This is a genomic window from Sphingobacterium sp. UBA3519 (assembly GCF_002377215.1).
GTDB classification, from domain to species: Bacteria; Bacteroidota; Bacteroidia; order Sphingobacteriales; family Sphingobacteriaceae; genus Sphingobacterium; species Sphingobacterium multivorum.
Map to the genome: position 1 here is coordinate 122,600 of NZ_DFPI01000011.1, position 17,788 is coordinate 140,387.

A 17,788-nucleotide genomic window follows, 5' to 3' on the forward strand; every position below is an offset into this window, starting at 1 on the left:
TTCGTACGATCTAACGTATATGGAACCAGATTATATTATTGAATCCATAAAAAGAACAGCACGTGAGCTCTTTCGTCAAAATGGCTATCATAAAACCAGTGTGAACACATTGGCAAAAAAAGCTAAGATTGCGAAGGCGACAGTGTACAAGTATTTTGATAGTAAAGAAATGATCCTGCATGCCATTCTCATGGATTATCTTCGTGCGAGTCTGCAGGATATTTTGAAAACAACCAAATATGAAGATGATATGGCTTCGTTTTTGGCGTCTACAATATTGCGGGTAAGCCGACTGACCTATACGGCTTGCAATGAATTGATCGGCTGGGAATTTATCCGGGAATCTGCAAACGCCCAAGAATATTTAAAAACGCTGTCTGAAGATTTGGAGTTTCTGCTCTTAAGTACATTCATTCAGAATGAAAAGATAAATGAAGCGATTAGCGAAGAGAAGCTAACCTTTTTGATCAAGTCCAGTAAAAGTATTGTGTTTTCTTTTGCTTTTACGGCTGTCTCAGATGCCGATGTGCGGAAAAACTTTATTTCGTTTCAGAAAGAAATCCTTCCTTATCTTGTTCAGGCAACAGTTCAGTAAAGTTGTTATAACGCGCGCATCCCTTTCTAATTCGCGACGTTATGTCCATTCCTGAAAAAGGTTTACATCTTATCTTTTTTGCATGCTCACTTTTTTATGATGCTCTGCAACGTTCATGCTGTTGCCGGGTTGTATTCGTATTGTGTTCGTACCACCTTCGGAGATGAACACTCTTGCAACTATTATTGACCTGACTCGGAACAGATAATTCCTGTTCAGAGTCAGGTCAGAATCTGGTCAGTATTGGTACACAATCTGTATCGCATCCGAATAAGGTACGAACAATGTCCGAATCTGATCCCCGTATTTTATTCGCTTGAAACTTATCATACCCGTCAGGTACTCGTTTATGCCAGTGATAATCAATGGCTATAAATCATTTATGCAGATGAAAAATCGGTATAAATTTGTATTTTTGCACCCTATGAGTAGAAGAATTCCGCAAGAGAAAAAGTTCTTGAAAGATATTGCCATCATTGATATTGCCGAAGAGGGTAGAGGTGTTGGAAAAACCGAAGATTTGGTTTTGTTTGTAGAAAAAGCTGTTCCCGGTGATGTTGTTGACGTGGAGCTTATGCGCAAGAAAAAGAATTTTGCGGAAGCTCGGGTAACCAGTTTAAAAGAGGCTTCATCTTATCGCGTAGATCCGTTTTGTGAACATTTCGGTGTGTGTGGTGGATGTAAATGGCAGCATATGACCTATGATGCTCAATTAAAATTCAAGCAACAATCTGTCGATAATGCCCTATCGCGTATTGGGAAAGTGGATACTTCAGCGATGGAAAGTATCTTGGGCTCTGCGCAAACGGAATACTATAGAAATAAATTAGAATATACATTTTCCAACAAAAAATGGTTGACTTCAGTTGATGAAGATGCGTCCCAATTGGAAATGAATGCGCTAGGTTTTCACGTGCCAGGGCGTTTTGATAAGATTTTAGATATTGATCATTGTTTTTTGCAAGAAGATCCGTCAAATGAAGTTCGCAACAGCATTCGTGATTTTGCGCTTAGTCAAGGTATGACGTTCTACGATCTGCGTGAACACACCGGTGTATTGCGCAATTTGATTATCCGTATCTCGTCTACCGGGGAGATGATGGTGATCGTTGTGTTTGCATATCCTGAAGAAGGACAGGTTGAGTTGTTGATGGAATTTGTTAAAGAAAAGTTTCCTCAAGTCGCTTCCCTGTTATATATCGTAAACCAGAAACGCAATGATACAATCTTCGACCAGGATATTCATGTATATGCAGGTCGTGACTTTATCTATGAGGAGATGGAGGGCTTGCGTTACAAAGTGGGGCCTAAGTCGTTCTATCAAACAAACTCTGCACAAGCGTATGAGCTGTATAAAATCACACGTGACTTTGCCAATTTAAAGGGGGATGAGCTGGTGTATGATTTGTATACAGGAGCAGGTACAATTGCAAACTTTGTCGCTAAGAAGGCAAGAGAAGTTGTGGGTGTAGAGTATGTTCCCACTGCCATTGAGGACGCTAAAGTGAATTCGTCGATCAATGATATCACGAATACAAAGTTTTACGCCGGTGATATGAAAGATGTGTTGACCCCTTCCTTTATCGCCGAACACGGTAAACCGGATGTGGTTATTACCGATCCACCACGTGCAGGAATGCACGCTGACGTTGTAGCGCGTTTGTTAGAAATGGAATCGCCGCGTATTGTATATGTCAGTTGTAATGCTGCTACACAGGCCCGCGATTTGGTGTTGTTAGGCGAAAAATATGAGGTGAAGCGGATCAAGCCGGTAGATATGTTTCCGCATACGCAACACGTTGAGAATGTCGTTTTATTGGAGTTAAAGAAGTAATAGGATACCATATGGAAGTAGAAGATTTATTTGCAGGATCTGCAAGAGAAGAAAATGCAGCGTCTACAGCGCAAAGTCCATTGAAGAGTTTGCAGGTAGATCTCGATTTTTATAGTGAATCAATCCGTGAGGTAGCGCAGGAGATTGTTGAAGAAGGTTATTCTGACTATCCTATTTTTGTTGCACATCAGCATGAAGTTTCTGTTGGTGAACTGATATTGGATCGTAAAGAATTGGAAACGAAATGGAGTATAAATGCCTCTACATTGGAAGAGTTTGTAGAAATGGATATTATTCAAGAAGATCGTAAGGCTTCTTTTATTCAGAACTATAAACCTGCGAAAGACTATATGTGCTTATTTGTTGTCGTTGCTGAAGGCGCTAATTTTGTTTTTTATCCATACAAGTGATCAACAAAGAATATTTAAACTTTTTTAACAGTACAAGTGTCAAACTATTACTACTTTTAGCAAAGTAGGTTAGGTGTAACAGGGAATTAATAAATTGAAATAAATTATAAACTGTTCTTGCGGAAATAAATGTTTGACCCAATAAAATTGTTGAGAATCACAATCGCACTGAAACCAATTGGGGTAATTGAAGAGAAATATTAGGATGAAAATAATACAGATACATATATTAGGGCTTTTTTTACTGTTATTCACCTATTTCGGTGCTACTGCGCAACAGTTGCAGAAGGTTTCGGGGATGGTGCTGCAAAAAGGTAACGGTAATCGCATTGGAGATGCTGTGGTGCTTAATATGCGTACACACAGGTCTACGTTGAGTAACTCTTTTGGTGTTTTTACGATTGATGCATCGGTAGGAGATTCCTTGTCTTTTACAAAAGTTGGGTATTCACCGGTTAAAACTGTGCTGACCAACCTGAACGAGTTTTATGTGGAGTTGCAAGAAGGGATCCGATTGGAGACTGTCATCGTTGAACGAAAAACAAAGGAGGCCGAATTAAATGATGCCATGAGTAATTACGCTAAAAAGGGCGTTTATAATGGGGGTAAAAATAAGTTCGGGACCTATCTGGGTAGCCCGGCAACAGCGCTTTATAATCTTTTTGGACGGGAAGCCAAGAACGCCAAACGCTTTGGGCGTTTTATGGATAGGGAGAAGGATGAGTTGCAAGTTGATCGTATTTTTTCTCGGGAGGCTGTTAAAAACCTGACGAAACTGGATAGTACAGAATTAGATGCTTTTATGATACGCTATCGTCCATCGTTTGATCTTGCTGAGCATTGGGGACAGTACGATCTAATGCATTACGTACAGCAGTCTATGGACGACTTTAATGCCAAGGGAAGGCCTAAAGGGGCTCTTTTACCTGATATTGAAGTAAAGACTCAAGAAAAATAAAAACATTTTGCTTTTGTTACTGTTAGCTGATTGTAAGGTCGGAAAAGGTGATTTAAAATTTTGTAGCGTATCAACGTCATTTTCGGAAGTTTTAAGGGCCTTTTGTCGTGTTTTGTAACAAAAAAGTTGATAAAAATATCTTTTGGCACTTTGTTTGATTTTAGTAGAACGGTATTTAATTTGAATATTAAAAGTCTTAGATAGCATACATATGAAAATGAATAGAAAATTGGCTGTATTAGGTTTAACAGTTGCAACCTCAGCTATGTTATTTGGAAGTTGTTCTACCATCCAAAATACAAATAATACAACTAAAGGCGGCGTAATCGGTGGTGTTGCCGGTGGTGCATTGGGTGCATTGATCGGAGGTAAAGCTGGTAATACGGCAATAGGTACTTTGGCTGGTGCTGCCATTGGTGGTGCTGCAGGTGTATTGATCGGTAAAAAAATGGATAAGCAAGCCGCTGAGATTTCTAAAACTGTTGAAGGCGCGGAAGTTACACAATCTGCGGAAGGAATCGTGGTTAAGTTTGATTCAGGTATTTTATTCGATTTCAATAAATCAGATTTAAAAGCGTCAGCTAAAGATAATATCGCAAATTTGGTAACAACCTTGAACAAAGAACAAGGTACTGAAATCCTGGTTATCGGACATACAGATAATGTAGGTACGTTGGCTGCGAATGAAAAAGTGTCTTTGGACCGCGCAAATTCTGTACGTGCATTTGCGGTATCTAAAGGCTTAGCGTCTTCGCGTATTAGAACTGAAGGTAGAAACTTCTCTGAGCCAATTGCAAGTAACGATACGGAAGCAGGACGTGCTCAAAATCGTCGTGTTGAAATCGTGATTGTGGCAGGTGATCAAATGAAGAAAGAAGCAAAACAACAAGCAGGTCAATAAATCTGATTCAGGACTTTGGTCTTTTCGGAGTCTGTTTGACTTGATTGCGAATCATAGAAAAAGCGCTGATAAATTCAGCGCTTTTTTTGTGGAATACAGCCGTCCGAATTTTTATACGGCCCATTTACGCCTAAAATTTGACAAAGTATAAACCATATTTCTGTCTGACAAACTGTCATTATATGGATTTAAATTTCTAACTTTGTAGTCTTTGAAATAACTAAGGGCTTGAAATCAGATCAGCAAAAGATGAGTATTTGCGTTAGTTATTCCATCGAAAATAATAAAAATTATATTCTATTGAATATCGAGCTATGCTAGATTTAACACATACCACTAAGGAACACGACGAATCTCGTCAGGGTGAGGCATTATTATTAGAACAGGATCCGATTTTAAGTAATGGACGCAAACTGTATATTGAAAGTTACGGTTGCCAGATGAATTTTTCGGATAGTGAGATTGTTGCTTCTATTTTGTTGGATAAGGGATTTGAAACAACCAAGAATTATCAGGAAGCTGATGTGGTTTTTATTAATACCTGTTCAATCCGCGAAAATGCAGAACAGCGGGTACGCAATCGTCTAAAGGAATTTGAAGCTGCTAAAGCAAAAAATCCCGGAATGATCGTTGGTGTGCTGGGCTGTATGGCGGAGCGTTTGAAATCGAAATTTTTAGAAGAAGAAAAGTTGGTGGATGTCGTGGTGGGGCCAGATGCTTATCGCGATCTACCAAATTTGATTGATAAAGTTGACGATGGAGCTAAAGCTGTAAACGTTTTATTATCTCGGGAGGAAACGTATGCCGATATTAATCCTGTCCGTTTAAACTCGAACGGTGTGACAGCTTTTATTTCGATTATGCGCGGTTGCGACAATATGTGTTCTTTTTGTGTTGTTCCTTTTACACGTGGACGTGAACGTAGTCGTGATCCACAATCTATCGTGAAGGAAGCCCAAGATCTTTTCAATGCCGGATATAAGGAGGTTACGTTGTTGGGACAAAATGTGGATTCGTATAAATATACTGCTCCAGTAGCTGAAGGGGAGGAACCGGGTGAAACCATAACATTTGCTAGCTTGCTTACAATGGTTGCTGAAATCAGCCCGCTTTTACGTATTCGCTTCTCTACTTCCCATCCAAAAGATATTACAGATGAAGTTTTATATGCAATCGCTTCGCATGAAAACATCTGTAATTATATTCACTTGCCAGTTCAATCAGGGAACTCTAGAGTATTGGAATTAATGAACCGTACCTATGACCGTGAATGGTATATGGAGCGTGTCGATGCCATCCGTCGTATTATTCCGGATTGTGCTATTTCCACAGATGTTATTACAGGTTTCTGTACTGAAACAGAAGAGGAGCATCAAGAAACATTGTCTATGATGGATTATGTCAAATACGATTTCGCCTATATGTTTGCTTATTCAGAAAGACCAGGTACATTGGCGGCAAAAAGATACGCAGATGATATTCCTGAAGATGTTAAAAAACGTCGTTTGACAGAAGTGATCAATAAACAGCGCGATCATAGTTTATACCGTTATCAACATTTTATTGGCAAAGTTTGTAAAGTGCTTGTTGAGGGATTTTCGAAAAGATCTGAGTTTGATTTCTGTGGCCGTAATGATCAAAATGCATTGGTGGTATTTCCAATTGATCCTCGATTTAAACAAGGCGATTATGTGAATGTACTTATCGAGTCATGTACCTCTGCGACATTATTGGGAAAGATTGTTGATTAAGAAAACTTAGATTGTTTTATTTCCAACTGGAAATTTATGGATAACCAAGATATAAAGAATAGATTTGGAATTATTGGTAATTCGCCTTTGTTGAATCGTGCTATTGATATTGCACGACAAGTGGCTCCAACTGATATCTCCGTACTAATACAAGGTGAAAGTGGGAGTGGTAAAGAGGTTTTTTCGCATATTATCCATCAATTAAGCTCACGTAAGCATGGCCCTTTTATTGCGGTCAATTGTGGAGCTATACCAGAGGGGACCATTGACTCTGAGTTATTTGGTCACGAAAAGGGTTCCTTTACAGGTGCCCATGAAGCCAGAAAGGGATATTTTGAGGTCGTTGACGGTGGAACAATCTTTTTGGATGAAGTAGGTGAGTTGCCTTTGGGTACGCAAGCAAGATTATTACGTGTATTGGAGTCAGGTGAGTATATACGGGTAGGGTCATCCAAGGTACAGAAGACAAATGTACGTGTGGTTGCTGCGACAAATGTGAATGTATTTGAAGCTGTACAAAAAGGTAAATTTCGCGAAGATCTTTATTATCGTCTGAATACTGTACCGTTGCGTGTACCGTCATTACGTGAAAGACCTGAAGATATCAACTTATTATTTCGCAAGTTTATTGTAGATTTTTCTGAGAAATACCGTACACCTGGGGTTCAATTGACAGAGGATGCACAAAATATGCTGCGCAACTATAGCTGGCCCGGAAACGTGCGTCAACTGAAAAATGTTGCGGAGCAAATTGCAGTTTTGGAGAAAGAACGCGTTGTCGATGCCTATACACTTCAAAATTATCTGCCCAATGAATCCCGAACGAGTTTGCCAGCGGTAGTTCCTTCAAATAATGGTGGAAAAGAGGATTTCTCCGAAAGAGATTTGCTGTATAAGGTCTTATTTGATATGAAGAAGGATATGGTTGATCTGAAAAAACTGGTGGTTGAATTAATTCAGAAAGGTGTCGATTCGAGCACATTTGATCAAAATTCCCCTTACATTAATCAGTTATACCAGGAGATTGAACCACAATTGAAAGCAGAACCAGAAAATTATAATACAACCCCAACGCTCACCATACATTCTCCAGCAAATACAACAAACGTATTAAAAAGTCCTGTTGCACAGGATGAATACCTGCAGGATGCTCAAGAAGTTGAGGAATCTTTATCGCTTGTTGATAAAGAGTCTGATCTGATTAAAAAAGCGCTGAAAAAGCACCGAGGTAAACGTAAAGCTGCTGCGCAAGAGTTGGGGATTTCTGAAAGAACTTTGTACAGAAAAATTAAAGACTTAAATTTAGATTAAGGTTTACAGATGTTGTCAAGAAAAATTTTATATGCTTTTCTCACCACAATCTTTTTGTTTGTAATGAATAGTTGTGGGGTAAAATATGGATTTACTGGTGGATCCATTCCTGAGGGAATGAAAACAGTTAATATTCAATATTTCGAAAATATAGCTCCTTTGGTTTATCCAACCTTAAGTCAGAATTTTACGGAGGCACTGAAAGAACGTATCCGTAACCAATCTCGATTGAGTCAGGTGAATCAAGACGGTGATGCTACCTTTGAGGGATTTATTACAGAGTATTCGATAAGTCCTGCAGCTGTTGAAGCTGGGACAGATCGTGCAGCGATGAATAGGTTGACGATTACAATCAAGGTTAGTTATCATAATAAAATTAATCCGAAGGATGATTTTGAACAGCCTTTTACGCGATTTAAAGAGTTTGCAGGTAATCTTCAGAGTGCACAAGAAGAGACCTTGGGTAAAGAAATTATTCAAATGCTAACTGAGGATATATACAATAAAGCGTTTGCTAATTGGTAATTCTATTTCCAAGATGAATCTTATTATATCATTATCCAATAACGAGCTTTTTTTTCAAGCAATCAATCATCCCGACACTGTGGCGGAAGATGTTGTTTTAGCATTGATTGAAAAATACCCTTATGCCCAAAGCCTGCGATTTATCTATGAACGCAAAGTTTTTGGCAAGCATAGTTCAGTTCAGAATTTATCGTCTACTTTGCTCTATGCATCTTCTCCGAGTTGGTTGTATGAATTTATGCATTGTAAACCAACGACAGAGCCTGATGTATTCATGCCGTCAGATGAAATTCCAGTGGATGGAGCACTTCGCGACGATGATGGGACTATCGAAATTGAAGCTGAGCGTGAAACGGTAGCTGAACCAGTTTTATCCAAGATTGAGGTTGATGAATTGGATCGTTTGATTCAAGCCGGGGTTGCAAAAGATTATTTTCGGTCAAACGATCAGCAGCAAGAAAATAGTGTCGATTCAGAGGAACCTGCATTAGTAGCACCTGTTGTAGCGGAAGCTGTTGCCAATACAATGGATGATGGTCAGGAGCGTGTTTCGGTCTATGATGATGATACCATGCCCTACAGTTTCTTGTGGTGGTTGCATAAGACGAGATTAGAATATGCTGATACCTATCAGCCCTATGTAAAATCTTCATTACGCCCAATGACGCCCTCGAATGACGATATTGCTAAAATTCATGAGAAGCTGGATAATCAGCTACTCGATCAACAGATCCGGGAAAATATCTTTCATTTACAATCGCCTGAAGCAAAGTTAAGTGATGAGGTTAAAACGACAATCTCTTTTCAAATACCGCGTAAAACAGACGAGGTAATCGAAAAATTTATTCGTGAAGAACCTATGATTCAGCCCCTGCAAGCAGAAAAGTTAGACTTGGAGAATAAAGCTAGAAAAAGTTCGGAAGATCAGCATTCACTTGTTACCGAAACACTTGCAAAGATCTATGTGGAACAGGGCTTATATCCAAAAGCAATAGATGTTTACAAAAAATTAGTTTTGAAATATCCAGAAAAAAATGCTTACTTTGCGGCACGCATAACAGAATTAGAAAAGAAATTAAATTAATAACATAAAGAGATGCAAGGATTATTAATCGGTCTAATCATATTAGCTAGTATTATTTTGGCGTTTTTGGTTTTAATCCAAAATCCAAAAGGAGGAGGTTTGTCATCTGGTTTTTCAGGTGGAACGAATCTTATGGGAGTAAAACGTACAGGTGACTTTTTGGAAAAAGGTACCTGGATCATGGTTATTGCCATTATGGTATTTAGCTTAGGTGTAAATGTTATTGGTACGTCTCCAAGTACATCTAAAGGTGGATTGGGGGGTCAAATCGAAGCGCCTAAACAACAAGGTCCATTGAACTTGGGTACTGGACAACAACCTGTTGGCGCTCCGGCGGGACAAGGGCAAGCTGCTCCGGCTCAATCGCAAGAAAAGGCTCCAGCGGCTACACCGACAACAAAACCAGCAGAAGAAGCTAAGAAATAGTTGTCAGTAAAAAATGATGAGCCCCGTTTGTTTGTACAGACGGGGCTTTTTTATGTTCGATATTTTGTTTAAGACAGGTATGTAGCGATAAATTTATTAGTCTATCTGTCGACGGAAGTAAGACTGACAGACTGGGAATGACAGTGTGACAGCAAAATGAATTTTTGTCGATGGAGATATTAACTTTTCTGTGAAAAATTGTCTTATAAGCTGTCTTAATTACAATTGGCATAAAAGATGATGTGTTTATAGCGATTATAACATTAAAATAAATTCAATAACAGATAAAAAGTAAATTAATTATGGCATTAAGTATCAAACCTATCGGAGACAGAGTAGTAGTAGAAGCTGCTCCAGCAGAAGAAAAAACAGCTTCAGGGTTGTATATCCCCGATACAGCAAAAGAAAAACCATCTCAAGGTACAGTAGTTGCTGTAGGTACAGGTAAAGTTGACGAACCGTTAACTGTGAAAGTTGGTGACAAAGTATTATACGGAAAATACGCAGGTACTGAAATTACTTACGAAGGAAAAGAGTACTTAATTATGCGTGAGTCTGATATTTACGCGGTTATCTAATTAATAGGAACAGTTTATTTAAAACGAGCTTACTGGCTCAATTAAAAATTCAATAGGTTATTTTAGTGAAGCTGTAAAATTGGACGTGTAAAAAATAAATCGGTTTACGGTTTAATTTAAACTCGAATTACACTTCTTAGAAATACTAAATACTCATATAAAAATGGCAAAACAAGTAAAATATAACGTTGAGGCTCGCGAGGCCCTTAAAAAAGGTGTAGATACTTTAGCGAATGCAGTTAAAGTAACATTGGGTCCTAAAGGACGTAACGTAATTATTGAGAAAAAATTTGGTGCTCCAGTAATTACTAAAGATGGTGTTTCGGTAGCGAAAGAAATCGAATTGAAAGACGCTTTAGAAAATATGGGTGCACAAATGGTAAAAGAAGTAGCTTCTAAAACAGCAGATCAAGCTGGTGACGGTACGACTACTGCTACTGTATTGGCACAAGCAATCGTTGCTCCAGGTATCAAATCTGTGGCTGCTGGAGCTAATCCAATGGATCTAAAACGTGGTATTGACAAAGCTGTTGCAACTGTTGTTGCTAACTTGAAATCTCAATCTCAAGAAGTTGGTCAAGACAATAATAAAATTAAACAAGTTGCTACTATTTCTGCAAACAACGACGAAGTAATTGGTGCTTTGATTGCTCAAGCAATGGAAAAAGTAGGTAACGACGGTGTTATCACTGTTGAAGAGGCAAAAGGTACTGAAACAGAAGTAAAAACTGTAGAAGGTATGCAATTTGACCGTGGTTATTTGTCTCCATATTTTGTGACCAACTCTGACAAAATGGAAGCGGAATTAGATAATCCATACATTTTGATCTACGACAAGAAAATCAGCAACATGAAAGAATTGTTGCCTATCTTGGAGAAACAAGTTCAAACTGGTAAACCATTATTAATCATTGCTGAAGACTTAGATGGTGAGGCATTGGCAACATTAGTTGTTAATAAAATCCGTGGTTCGTTGAAAGTTGCGGCTGTTAAAGCTCCAGGTTTCGGTGACCGTCGTAAAGCAATGTTAGAAGATATCGCTATCTTAACTGGTGGTACTGTTATCTCTGAAGAAAGAGGTTTCAAATTAGAAAATGCTGAGTTATCTTACTTAGGTCAAGCTGAAAAAGTTCAAGTTGACAAAGATAACACAACGATTATCAATGGTTCTGGTAATGTAGAGGATATTAAAGCACGTGTTGCTCAAATCCGTTCACAAATCGAAACAACAACTTCTGACTACGATCGCGAAAAACTACAAGAACGTTTAGCAAAATTGTCAGGTGGTGTAGCCGTGTTATATGTCGGTGCAACTACTGAGGTTGAAATGAAAGAGAAAAAAGACCGTGTTGATGATGCTTTACACGCAACTCGTGCAGCTGTTGAAGAAGGTATTATCGCTGGTGGTGGTGTTGCCTTCATTCGCTCAACTGAAGCTTTGGTAAACCTTAAAGGTGACAACGAAGATGAGCAAATCGGTATTGACATCATCAAACGCGCTATCGAAGAGCCATTACGTCAGATCTGTAATAACGCTGGTATCGAAGGCGCAGTAATCGTTCAAAAAGTGAAAGAAGGAACTGCAGATTTCGGTTACAATGCACGTACAGACCGTTACGAAAACTTAATCGCTGCTGGTGTAATTGATCCAACTAAAGTATCTCGTGTAGCATTGGAAAATGCAGCTTCAGTTGCTTCAATGTTATTAACTACAGAGTGTGTATTGGCTGACGAAGCTGAAGAAAACCCTGTAGGTGCTGGTGCTCCTCCAATGGGTGGCGGTATGGGTGGAATGATGTAAGATCATCCCATTTCTAAATAAAAAAGAAAGGCTCATTTGGAATTCCAAATGAGCCTTTCTTTTTGTTCTTTAATAGCCTTTTGCCGTATCGTCTCCACGCGGGTCGGCTCCTGTCTGTAATTTACCATTTGGTAATACAAGTATATTCTCCACGCGGCCGATTGTCCCTCTCGGATTTATCGTATAGCCATCTTTTGTCAATCGATCACGTAGATTGACATCGATTGCGTTATTTTCAACGTCAATACGATCAGGAAGCCATTGATGATGAAATCTTGGCAGGCTCACAGCTGATTGGGCATTTTGTCGGAAGTCAATAACATTGAGGATGGTCTGAAAAACAGAGGTAATGATGGTTGATCCTCCAGGGGTTCCTACAACCATAAATAGTTTGCCATCTTTTTCTACAATAGTGGGTGTCATGGAGCTGAGCATCCTTTTGCCGGGCTGAATCTCGTTCGCTTTTTCCCCAGTAAGCCCATACATGTTTGGGATACCGGTCTTTACGGAGAAATCGTCCATTTCATTATTTAGGAGAAAACCTGCGCCCTCCACAAATACTCCTGAGCCATAAGAATCATTAAGTGTTGTTGTAATGGATACTGCATTCCCTTGCTCGTCTACAATATTGAAATGCGTCGTTTGTTCACTTTCATAACCCGGAATGACATCTGCATTGACATCTTTGCTTGATGTCGCTTTATGGAAATTGACTGAATGGAGTTTATGCGCATTTGAGCTTGAGTCAATAAGCTGTTCGACAGGTACCTTAATAAAATCAGGATCTCCTAAATATTTAGCCCGATTGGCATATACATAGCGTTCAGCTTCGACCATAACACGAATGGTTGAATCGGTTTGGAAGCCCCAGCGTTGAAGTGGAAACTGTTCGACTGATTTGAGCAGGGCTAAAAGAGATGTTCCCCCACTCGAAGGTGGTGGCATGGAAATAACTTTGTGGCCCCTATAATTTGTGGAAATTGGGGTACGCCAAAGTGCCTGATAATCCAGTAGATCTTGATGATTAATAATGCCTTTCCCTTTGTCCATTTCGGCAACAATTAAATCGGCCGTTTTACCTTTATAGAAACCGTCTCGGCCTTCGATTGCGATTCTTTCCAGTGTTTTTGCAAGTTCCTCCTGGATAAATAGATCACCTGCTCGCCAAACTGTGGTTTTGATAATTGCAGCACCAGCGGGATTCAGTTTGACAAAACGCTCTTTATGGCTTTCAAACTCATTGGCTTGTCGTTGACTGATTTTAAACCCTGTTCTGGCTAGCTGTATTGCTGGGAGTACGAGATCTTTCCATTGTAATTTGCCGTACTTTCTGTGGGCTTCCCACATACCAGCAACAGATCCAGGGATACCAGAGGCCAATTGACTATAAAGGCTCAACTCCGGAATAACATTGCCTTGGGCATCGAGATACATATCCCGGGATGCTTTTAGGGGAGCCTTCTCACGAAAATCTAAGGCATCTAAATTACCCCGATGATCGCGGTAGAGCATAAAGCCACCGCCGCCAATATTTCCTGCATTGGGATAAACAACTGCAAGAGCAAATTGTACGGCAACTGCAGCATCTATTGCATTCCCACCTTGTTTTAAAATCTTTACCCCGACTTCTGAAGCCAAAGGATGTGCTGTGACAACGGCAGCCTTATTAAAAGTACTGGCCTGCTCAACCTTAGTATTTAGCTGCTGTCTTGTCGCACAAGAGGCAAAGCATATGCTTGCTATGAGCGAATAGGTTATGAATTTATACATCGTACGCGATTTAAAATTAAATATTATCTCAAAGAGGTGTACAAACAATACTACTCTTGGTTATTTAAGTTTTTCGTTGTTTTTATGGCGGTCGGCATCCCGAATTGATTTCTTTTGAAGATTTTGTTCCAAAGCCGCTGTTAGATCAATTCCCGTTTGATTGGCAAGGCACATCAAAACGAATAATACATCGGCCATTTCATCTGCTAAATTAACTTCTTTGTCTGACTTTTTGAAAGATTGTTCTCCGTATTGCCGAGCCATTATTCGGGCAACTTCACCGACTTCTTCCATGAGTATGGCGGTGTTTGTCAACTCGTTGAAATAACGTACTCCGGTACTATTGATCCATTTGTCAATAATCTCTTGTGCTTCTTTAATAGTCATCTTGTGTTCAATTAAAAATTAAAAGTTGTCCTTATCTTTTGTGTCCATGACGATGGTAACTGGACCATCATTCAGTAGGTCGATTTTCATATCGGCTCCGAATATGCCAAGCTGAACCTCTTTTTGGAGCAATTGACTTAGCAGTAAAGCCATCTCTTCATACATTGGTTTGGCTTTGTCCGGTTTTGCTGCTCTGATAAAGGAAGGCCTGTTTCCTTTTTTTGTTTGAGCAAAGAGCGTGAATTGTGAGATGAGTAAGATATTTCCGTCTACATCTTGTATCGACTTATTCATCATACCCTGTTCATCCTCGAAGATGCGTAAGTTGATGAACTTCTGTCCTAACCATTTCAGATCTTCCGTTGTATCTGCTTCTTCAACTCCTAATAAAATCATTAGACCCTTCTGGATCTGGCCTGTTATCTGATTATCTACCGTACAAGAAGCTTTGGTAACTCGTTGTATAACTGCGCGCATAGTGAAAAGTATAAAACCAAAGGTAAAAATTCCGATTGTCAAACACGATGGGAAATTCAGTTTTCTCCAAGGTATATATAGAAACGTCCCTTTCTCCCGAAGGAAAAAGGGACGCTAATTATGCTAAAGGATTTGATCAGAAGCGACCTTCAGTCCGCCTTCCCAGCTACTAATGCGTTTGGAATCAGGAGGCTTTTATAAAGGGTGGTTTAGAATTTGAAATTCAAGCCCAGTAAGAAATTCGTTGGGGCTTGTGGGAAATAGAAATTATAATACTTCCGGGTATCTCCTTCCATCCAGCCAAAGGTGTAGCCATTGGCCTCGTACTTCTCGTTCAGTATATTGTTGACCTGTAAGGTTGCACTGATGTTTTTGATACCTAATGCTGTAAAGTTATAGTTTGCTAACAGATTGTTGACAAAATAAGCGGAAATGCTTCTCTCTTTTGCAGAAGAATTATCCAGGTATTGTCTTCCTACAAATTTGGATAGAAGCGAAAATGTAAGTGATGTTATTGGACTATAAGAGAAATTACTTGACAAAATAGTTCCCGGTGATAAAGCAATGTTTGTTTTCGAATAAAATATCCTTGTATCGCCGATGACCTCTTCAAAGTCCTTAATTTTATTGTGGCTGAAACTAGCTGTTGCTTTCCAATTGAACTGCTTGCTGATGTTCCATGATCCATCGAATTCAAGACCTATTCTATAGCTATCATTGACATTTTGTCGAATTGGAGAGCCTGTATCACTAATTTCACCTGTTGGGATCAACTGATCCTTGTAAAACATGCCATATCCATTTAATCCGATGTTGAATTTTTCATTTGTAAAACGATAGCCCAATTCAATGTCCTGCATTTTCTCTGGGGTAGGATCTGGTAAGGCGCTATTTTTCTCTATAAAATCCTTTCGGACAGGTTCTTTTTGTGCAAAGGCATAAGAAGCGTATACATTTGAATGGTCATTTAGCAGATAAGTTGCACCGGCTTTAGGATTCAGGAAATTAAACTTAGGATGATAATTATAATTTTTTACCTTATCATCATCACCATACATGTGGTAATCTACATTCCGATATTGAATATCGGCCATTAATATCCATTTGTCTAGTTTGTAATCGATTTTTAAGAAATTGCTGAAATCATTTTTTTGTGATTTCCCAAAATAATATTTGTCGTCAAGAAATCCTGTTGATGCATATTGTGCCCAAATCACCTGGCCATAATGTTTTCCTTTATATTGATTATAAGCTCCACCCCAAGTAATTTCAAGCTGATCGTTCGGCCTGTAATTCAGAGCATAAGTCATTCCGTAAAAATAATTATCCAGCCATCTCCTGCGGACAAGATCTGTTTTTTGAATGGTGTCCTTACCAATAATGACGTTAGGCAAACCGTATTTACTTAGTTTATCTCCCGGTCTCATTTCTTCATAGTAACCATAACCTCTTGTATAGTGTAAGGCTGTATTGAGCGTCAATTTGTCGTTCAGTATATTGGTATAATGAAGTTGATGATGTTTCTGCGTATAATTATCTGTTTGATTGTTATACGTGTATAGGTTATAATTACGGCCAGCGTTCATGAAACGATCCTTCTCGGCACCGGAAATTTCGAGTGCATTATCTGCATAATCATCCATGCGCGACCGATCTCCTGTAATCAATGGTTCAGGAACGCCATTCCAGGCTTGATAGGTCTTTTCTTTTCCCCAGAATACAATTCCTTTTAAAATATGTTTCTTGCCATAATACCCTCCGTCCACATAGAAAGATTGTAAGTCTGAACTACCTCTTTCGATGTAACCATCGCTACTTATTCGAGATAATCTGGCATTGAAGGCAAATTTGTCGTCAATTAGTCCGGTACCGACTTTGACCGTATTTTTCCAAGTATTATAAGAGCCAAATGAATTGTTGAGTTCTGCGTAAGGGGTTTCTACTAGAGTATTGGACTGGATATTTAATGAGGCTCCAAATGATCCGGCGCCATTCGTCGAGGTCCCAATACCACGCTGAACTTGGATGCTCTCGGTAGAAGAGGCAAAGTCGGGAAGGTTTACAAAAAAGGAACCCATGCTCTCTGCATCATTTAAGGGGATTCCATTGAGTGTTACGTTGATTCGTTGATTGTCGGATCCCCTGATCGTCATTCCTGTATAACCTATACCCGCACCGGCATCGGAATTTACCTGCACGGACGGGGTCTGATTTAAAAGAAATGGGATATCCTGACCGAGATTGTTACGTGTTATTTCTTCTTTGGAGATGTTTTTAAAGGTTGTAGGAGCATTTCTTTTGGCACGGGTAGATTGAACAAGGACCTCTTCCATTTGAATTGTACTAGGTTCTAATGCTACCGTAAGTTCCAAATTGTCTTTAATATCCACATTTCGGCTCCATGTTTTATATCCAAGAGAAGATACCTGAATCTGATGCTTACCTGTATTGATACGATATAGTTTAATCAGTCCGTTTTTGTCCGATTGGCCAGCGAAGGATGCTTGTCCATCGATGGATATGGAAACGTACTGTAAGGGAGTCTGATTGGTATTGTCTACAGCTTTAATTGTCAGATTTTGTTGCGCAATGGCAATTTGACTTGAAATAGTAGCTAAGGAGCTACAAATCAAAAATTTGATCATGGTAATGTATTTTGTTTGAGTTAAACAAATCATAGCAAGGGGTTACTATGAACGCACTATTTAACTAACCTCTCCCTACGCCAGCATTATCTGGATCAGGTGTACAGAATTTAATCTGTTGGGTATAATCTCAGCCTTTATTTGTGTTCCTGACAAAACAAGGCACCCCTATTCGATGCTGCGAATATATAAATTTAAAATTGAAATGAAGTATAAAGAAGTAATTTATGACAAATACAAAAGAGTGGATTTACGGCTTTATTTCTTTTTGGTTAAAAATTTGTGCAAATTGTTGTTTTTGGTATTTATTGTTCTTTTTAGGTACCTTGGCATGA

16 protein-coding genes are annotated in these 17,788 nt (G+C 39.1%); 12 read left to right on the forward strand and 4 right to left on the reverse strand.

Annotated features, from left to right (window positions below):
- Positions 1-19: 19 nt before the first annotated feature.
- The 12 genes from B3297_RS06025 (at position 20) to groL (ending at position 12,174) form a co-directional block, all read left to right on the forward strand.
- A complete protein-coding gene (locus tag B3297_RS06025) occupies positions 20-595 on the forward strand; it encodes a TetR/AcrR family transcriptional regulator (protein WP_046674798.1) in 576 nt (191 codons plus the stop codon).
- Between the two features lie 424 nt (positions 596-1,019).
- Positions 1,020-2,429 carry a 23S rRNA (uracil(1939)-C(5))-methyltransferase RlmD gene (rlmD, locus tag B3297_RS06030; protein ID WP_070561796.1) on the forward strand — a complete coding sequence of 470 codons (1,410 nt, stop codon included), beginning with the start codon at positions 1,020-1,022 and terminating at the stop codon, positions 2,427-2,429.
- Between the two features lie 11 nt (positions 2,430-2,440).
- Positions 2,441-2,839 (forward strand): hypothetical protein, encoded by a 399-nt coding sequence (locus tag B3297_RS06035; RefSeq protein WP_112373963.1) that lies wholly within the window; start codon positions 2,441-2,443, stop codon positions 2,837-2,839.
- Between the two features lie 205 nt (positions 2,840-3,044).
- Entirely contained in the window at positions 3,045-3,797 is a 753-nt protein-coding gene (locus B3297_RS06040) for a hypothetical protein (protein WP_070561645.1), read from the forward strand.
- A gap of 211 nt (positions 3,798-4,008) precedes the next feature.
- Entirely contained in the window at positions 4,009-4,698 is a 690-nt protein-coding gene (locus tag B3297_RS06045; RefSeq protein WP_172462318.1) for an OmpA family protein, read from the forward strand.
- Between the two features lie 314 nt (positions 4,699-5,012).
- The gene (gene miaB, locus B3297_RS06050) at positions 5,013-6,449 is read left to right on the forward strand and encodes a tRNA (N6-isopentenyl adenosine(37)-C2)-methylthiotransferase MiaB (RefSeq protein ID WP_115046985.1); all 1,437 of its coding nucleotides are present in this window, start codon (positions 5,013-5,015) and stop codon (positions 6,447-6,449) included.
- A 36-nt stretch (positions 6,450-6,485) separates the two neighbouring features.
- Complete coding sequence (locus B3297_RS06055) at positions 6,486-7,760, forward strand: sigma-54 interaction domain-containing protein (protein ID WP_070561639.1); 1,275 nt, start codon at positions 6,486-6,488, stop codon at positions 7,758-7,760.
- A gap of 9 nt (positions 7,761-7,769) precedes the next feature.
- Positions 7,770-8,285, forward strand: coding sequence for an LptE family protein (locus B3297_RS06060; RefSeq protein WP_070561637.1), 516 nt, complete (start codon positions 7,770-7,772; stop codon positions 8,283-8,285).
- Positions 8,286-8,298: 13 nt separating this feature from the next.
- Positions 8,299-9,369 carry a hypothetical protein gene (locus B3297_RS06065; protein WP_286778577.1) on the forward strand — a complete coding sequence of 357 codons (1,071 nt, stop codon included), beginning with the start codon at positions 8,299-8,301 and terminating at the stop codon, positions 9,367-9,369.
- A gap of 12 nt (positions 9,370-9,381) precedes the next feature.
- Complete coding sequence (gene secG / locus B3297_RS06070) at positions 9,382-9,795, forward strand: preprotein translocase subunit SecG (protein ID WP_070561633.1); 414 nt, start codon at positions 9,382-9,384, stop codon at positions 9,793-9,795.
- 302 nt (positions 9,796-10,097) lie between these two features.
- Positions 10,098-10,373, forward strand: coding sequence for a co-chaperone GroES (locus B3297_RS06075; RefSeq protein ID WP_028070710.1), 276 nt, complete (start codon positions 10,098-10,100; stop codon positions 10,371-10,373).
- A 163-nt stretch (positions 10,374-10,536) separates the two neighbouring features.
- Positions 10,537-12,174 carry a chaperonin GroEL gene (groL, locus tag B3297_RS06080; RefSeq protein WP_070561631.1) on the forward strand — a complete coding sequence of 546 codons (1,638 nt, stop codon included), beginning with the start codon at positions 10,537-10,539 and terminating at the stop codon, positions 12,172-12,174.
- Between the two features lie 69 nt (positions 12,175-12,243).
- Here groL and ggt read toward each other — a convergent pair whose 3' ends face one another.
- The 4 genes from ggt to B3297_RS06100 all read right to left on the reverse strand — a co-directional run bounded on the left by ggt (position 12,244) and on the right by B3297_RS06100 (position 17,453).
- Positions 12,244-13,944, reverse strand: coding sequence for a gamma-glutamyltransferase (ggt, locus tag B3297_RS06085; RefSeq protein WP_070561629.1), 1,701 nt, complete (start codon positions 13,942-13,944; stop codon positions 12,244-12,246).
- Positions 13,945-14,004: 60 nt separating this feature from the next.
- Complete coding sequence (locus tag B3297_RS06090; protein WP_070561627.1) at positions 14,005-14,331, reverse strand: nucleotide pyrophosphohydrolase; 327 nt, start codon at positions 14,329-14,331, stop codon at positions 14,005-14,007.
- Positions 14,332-14,349: 18 nt separating this feature from the next.
- Positions 14,350-14,808 (reverse strand): D-aminoacyl-tRNA deacylase, encoded by a 459-nt coding sequence (gene dtd, locus B3297_RS06095; RefSeq protein ID WP_070561625.1) that lies wholly within the window; start codon positions 14,806-14,808, stop codon positions 14,350-14,352.
- 209 nt (positions 14,809-15,017) lie between these two features.
- Positions 15,018-17,453, reverse strand: coding sequence for a TonB-dependent receptor (locus tag B3297_RS06100; RefSeq protein ID WP_286778578.1), 2,436 nt, complete (start codon positions 17,451-17,453; stop codon positions 15,018-15,020).
- Between the last annotated feature and the right edge of the window lie 335 nt (positions 17,454-17,788).

Bases quoted from the DNA above. Each gene is read 5' to 3' on its own strand.
- B3297_RS06045 (WP_172462318.1), top strand. From the start codon at position 4,009: ATGAAAATGAATAGAAAATTGGCTGTATTAGGTTTAACAGTTGCAACC.
- B3297_RS06035 (WP_112373963.1), top strand. From the start codon at position 2,441: ATGGAAGTAGAAGATTTATTTGCAGGATCTGCAAGAGAAGAAAATGCA.
- miaB (WP_115046985.1), top strand. From the start codon at position 5,013: ATGCTAGATTTAACACATACCACTAAGGAACACGACGAATCTCGTCAG.
- secG (WP_070561633.1), top strand. From the start codon at position 9,382: ATGCAAGGATTATTAATCGGTCTAATCATATTAGCTAGTATTATTTTG.
- groL (WP_070561631.1), top strand. From the start codon at position 10,537: ATGGCAAAACAAGTAAAATATAACGTTGAGGCTCGCGAGGCCCTTAAA.
- B3297_RS06055 (WP_070561639.1), top strand. From the start codon at position 6,486: ATGGATAACCAAGATATAAAGAATAGATTTGGAATTATTGGTAATTCG.
- B3297_RS06025 (WP_046674798.1), top strand. From the start codon at position 20: ATGGAACCAGATTATATTATTGAATCCATAAAAAGAACAGCACGTGAG.
- B3297_RS06060 (WP_070561637.1), top strand. From the start codon at position 7,770: ATGTTGTCAAGAAAAATTTTATATGCTTTTCTCACCACAATCTTTTTG.
- B3297_RS06100 (WP_286778578.1), bottom strand. From the start codon at position 17,453: ATGATCAAATTTTTGATTTGTAGCTCCTTAGCTACTATTTCAAGTCAA.
- rlmD (WP_070561796.1), top strand. From the start codon at position 1,020: ATGAGTAGAAGAATTCCGCAAGAGAAAAAGTTCTTGAAAGATATTGCC.
- dtd (WP_070561625.1), bottom strand. From the start codon at position 14,808: ATGCGCGCAGTTATACAACGAGTTACCAAAGCTTCTTGTACGGTAGAT.
- B3297_RS06075 (WP_028070710.1), top strand. From the start codon at position 10,098: ATGGCATTAAGTATCAAACCTATCGGAGACAGAGTAGTAGTAGAAGCT.
- B3297_RS06040 (WP_070561645.1), top strand. From the start codon at position 3,045: ATGAAAATAATACAGATACATATATTAGGGCTTTTTTTACTGTTATTC.
- B3297_RS06090 (WP_070561627.1), bottom strand. From the start codon at position 14,331: ATGACTATTAAAGAAGCACAAGAGATTATTGACAAATGGATCAATAGT.
- B3297_RS06065 (WP_286778577.1), top strand. From the start codon at position 8,299: ATGAATCTTATTATATCATTATCCAATAACGAGCTTTTTTTTCAAGCA.
- ggt (WP_070561629.1), bottom strand. From the start codon at position 13,944: ATGTATAAATTCATAACCTATTCGCTCATAGCAAGCATATGCTTTGCC.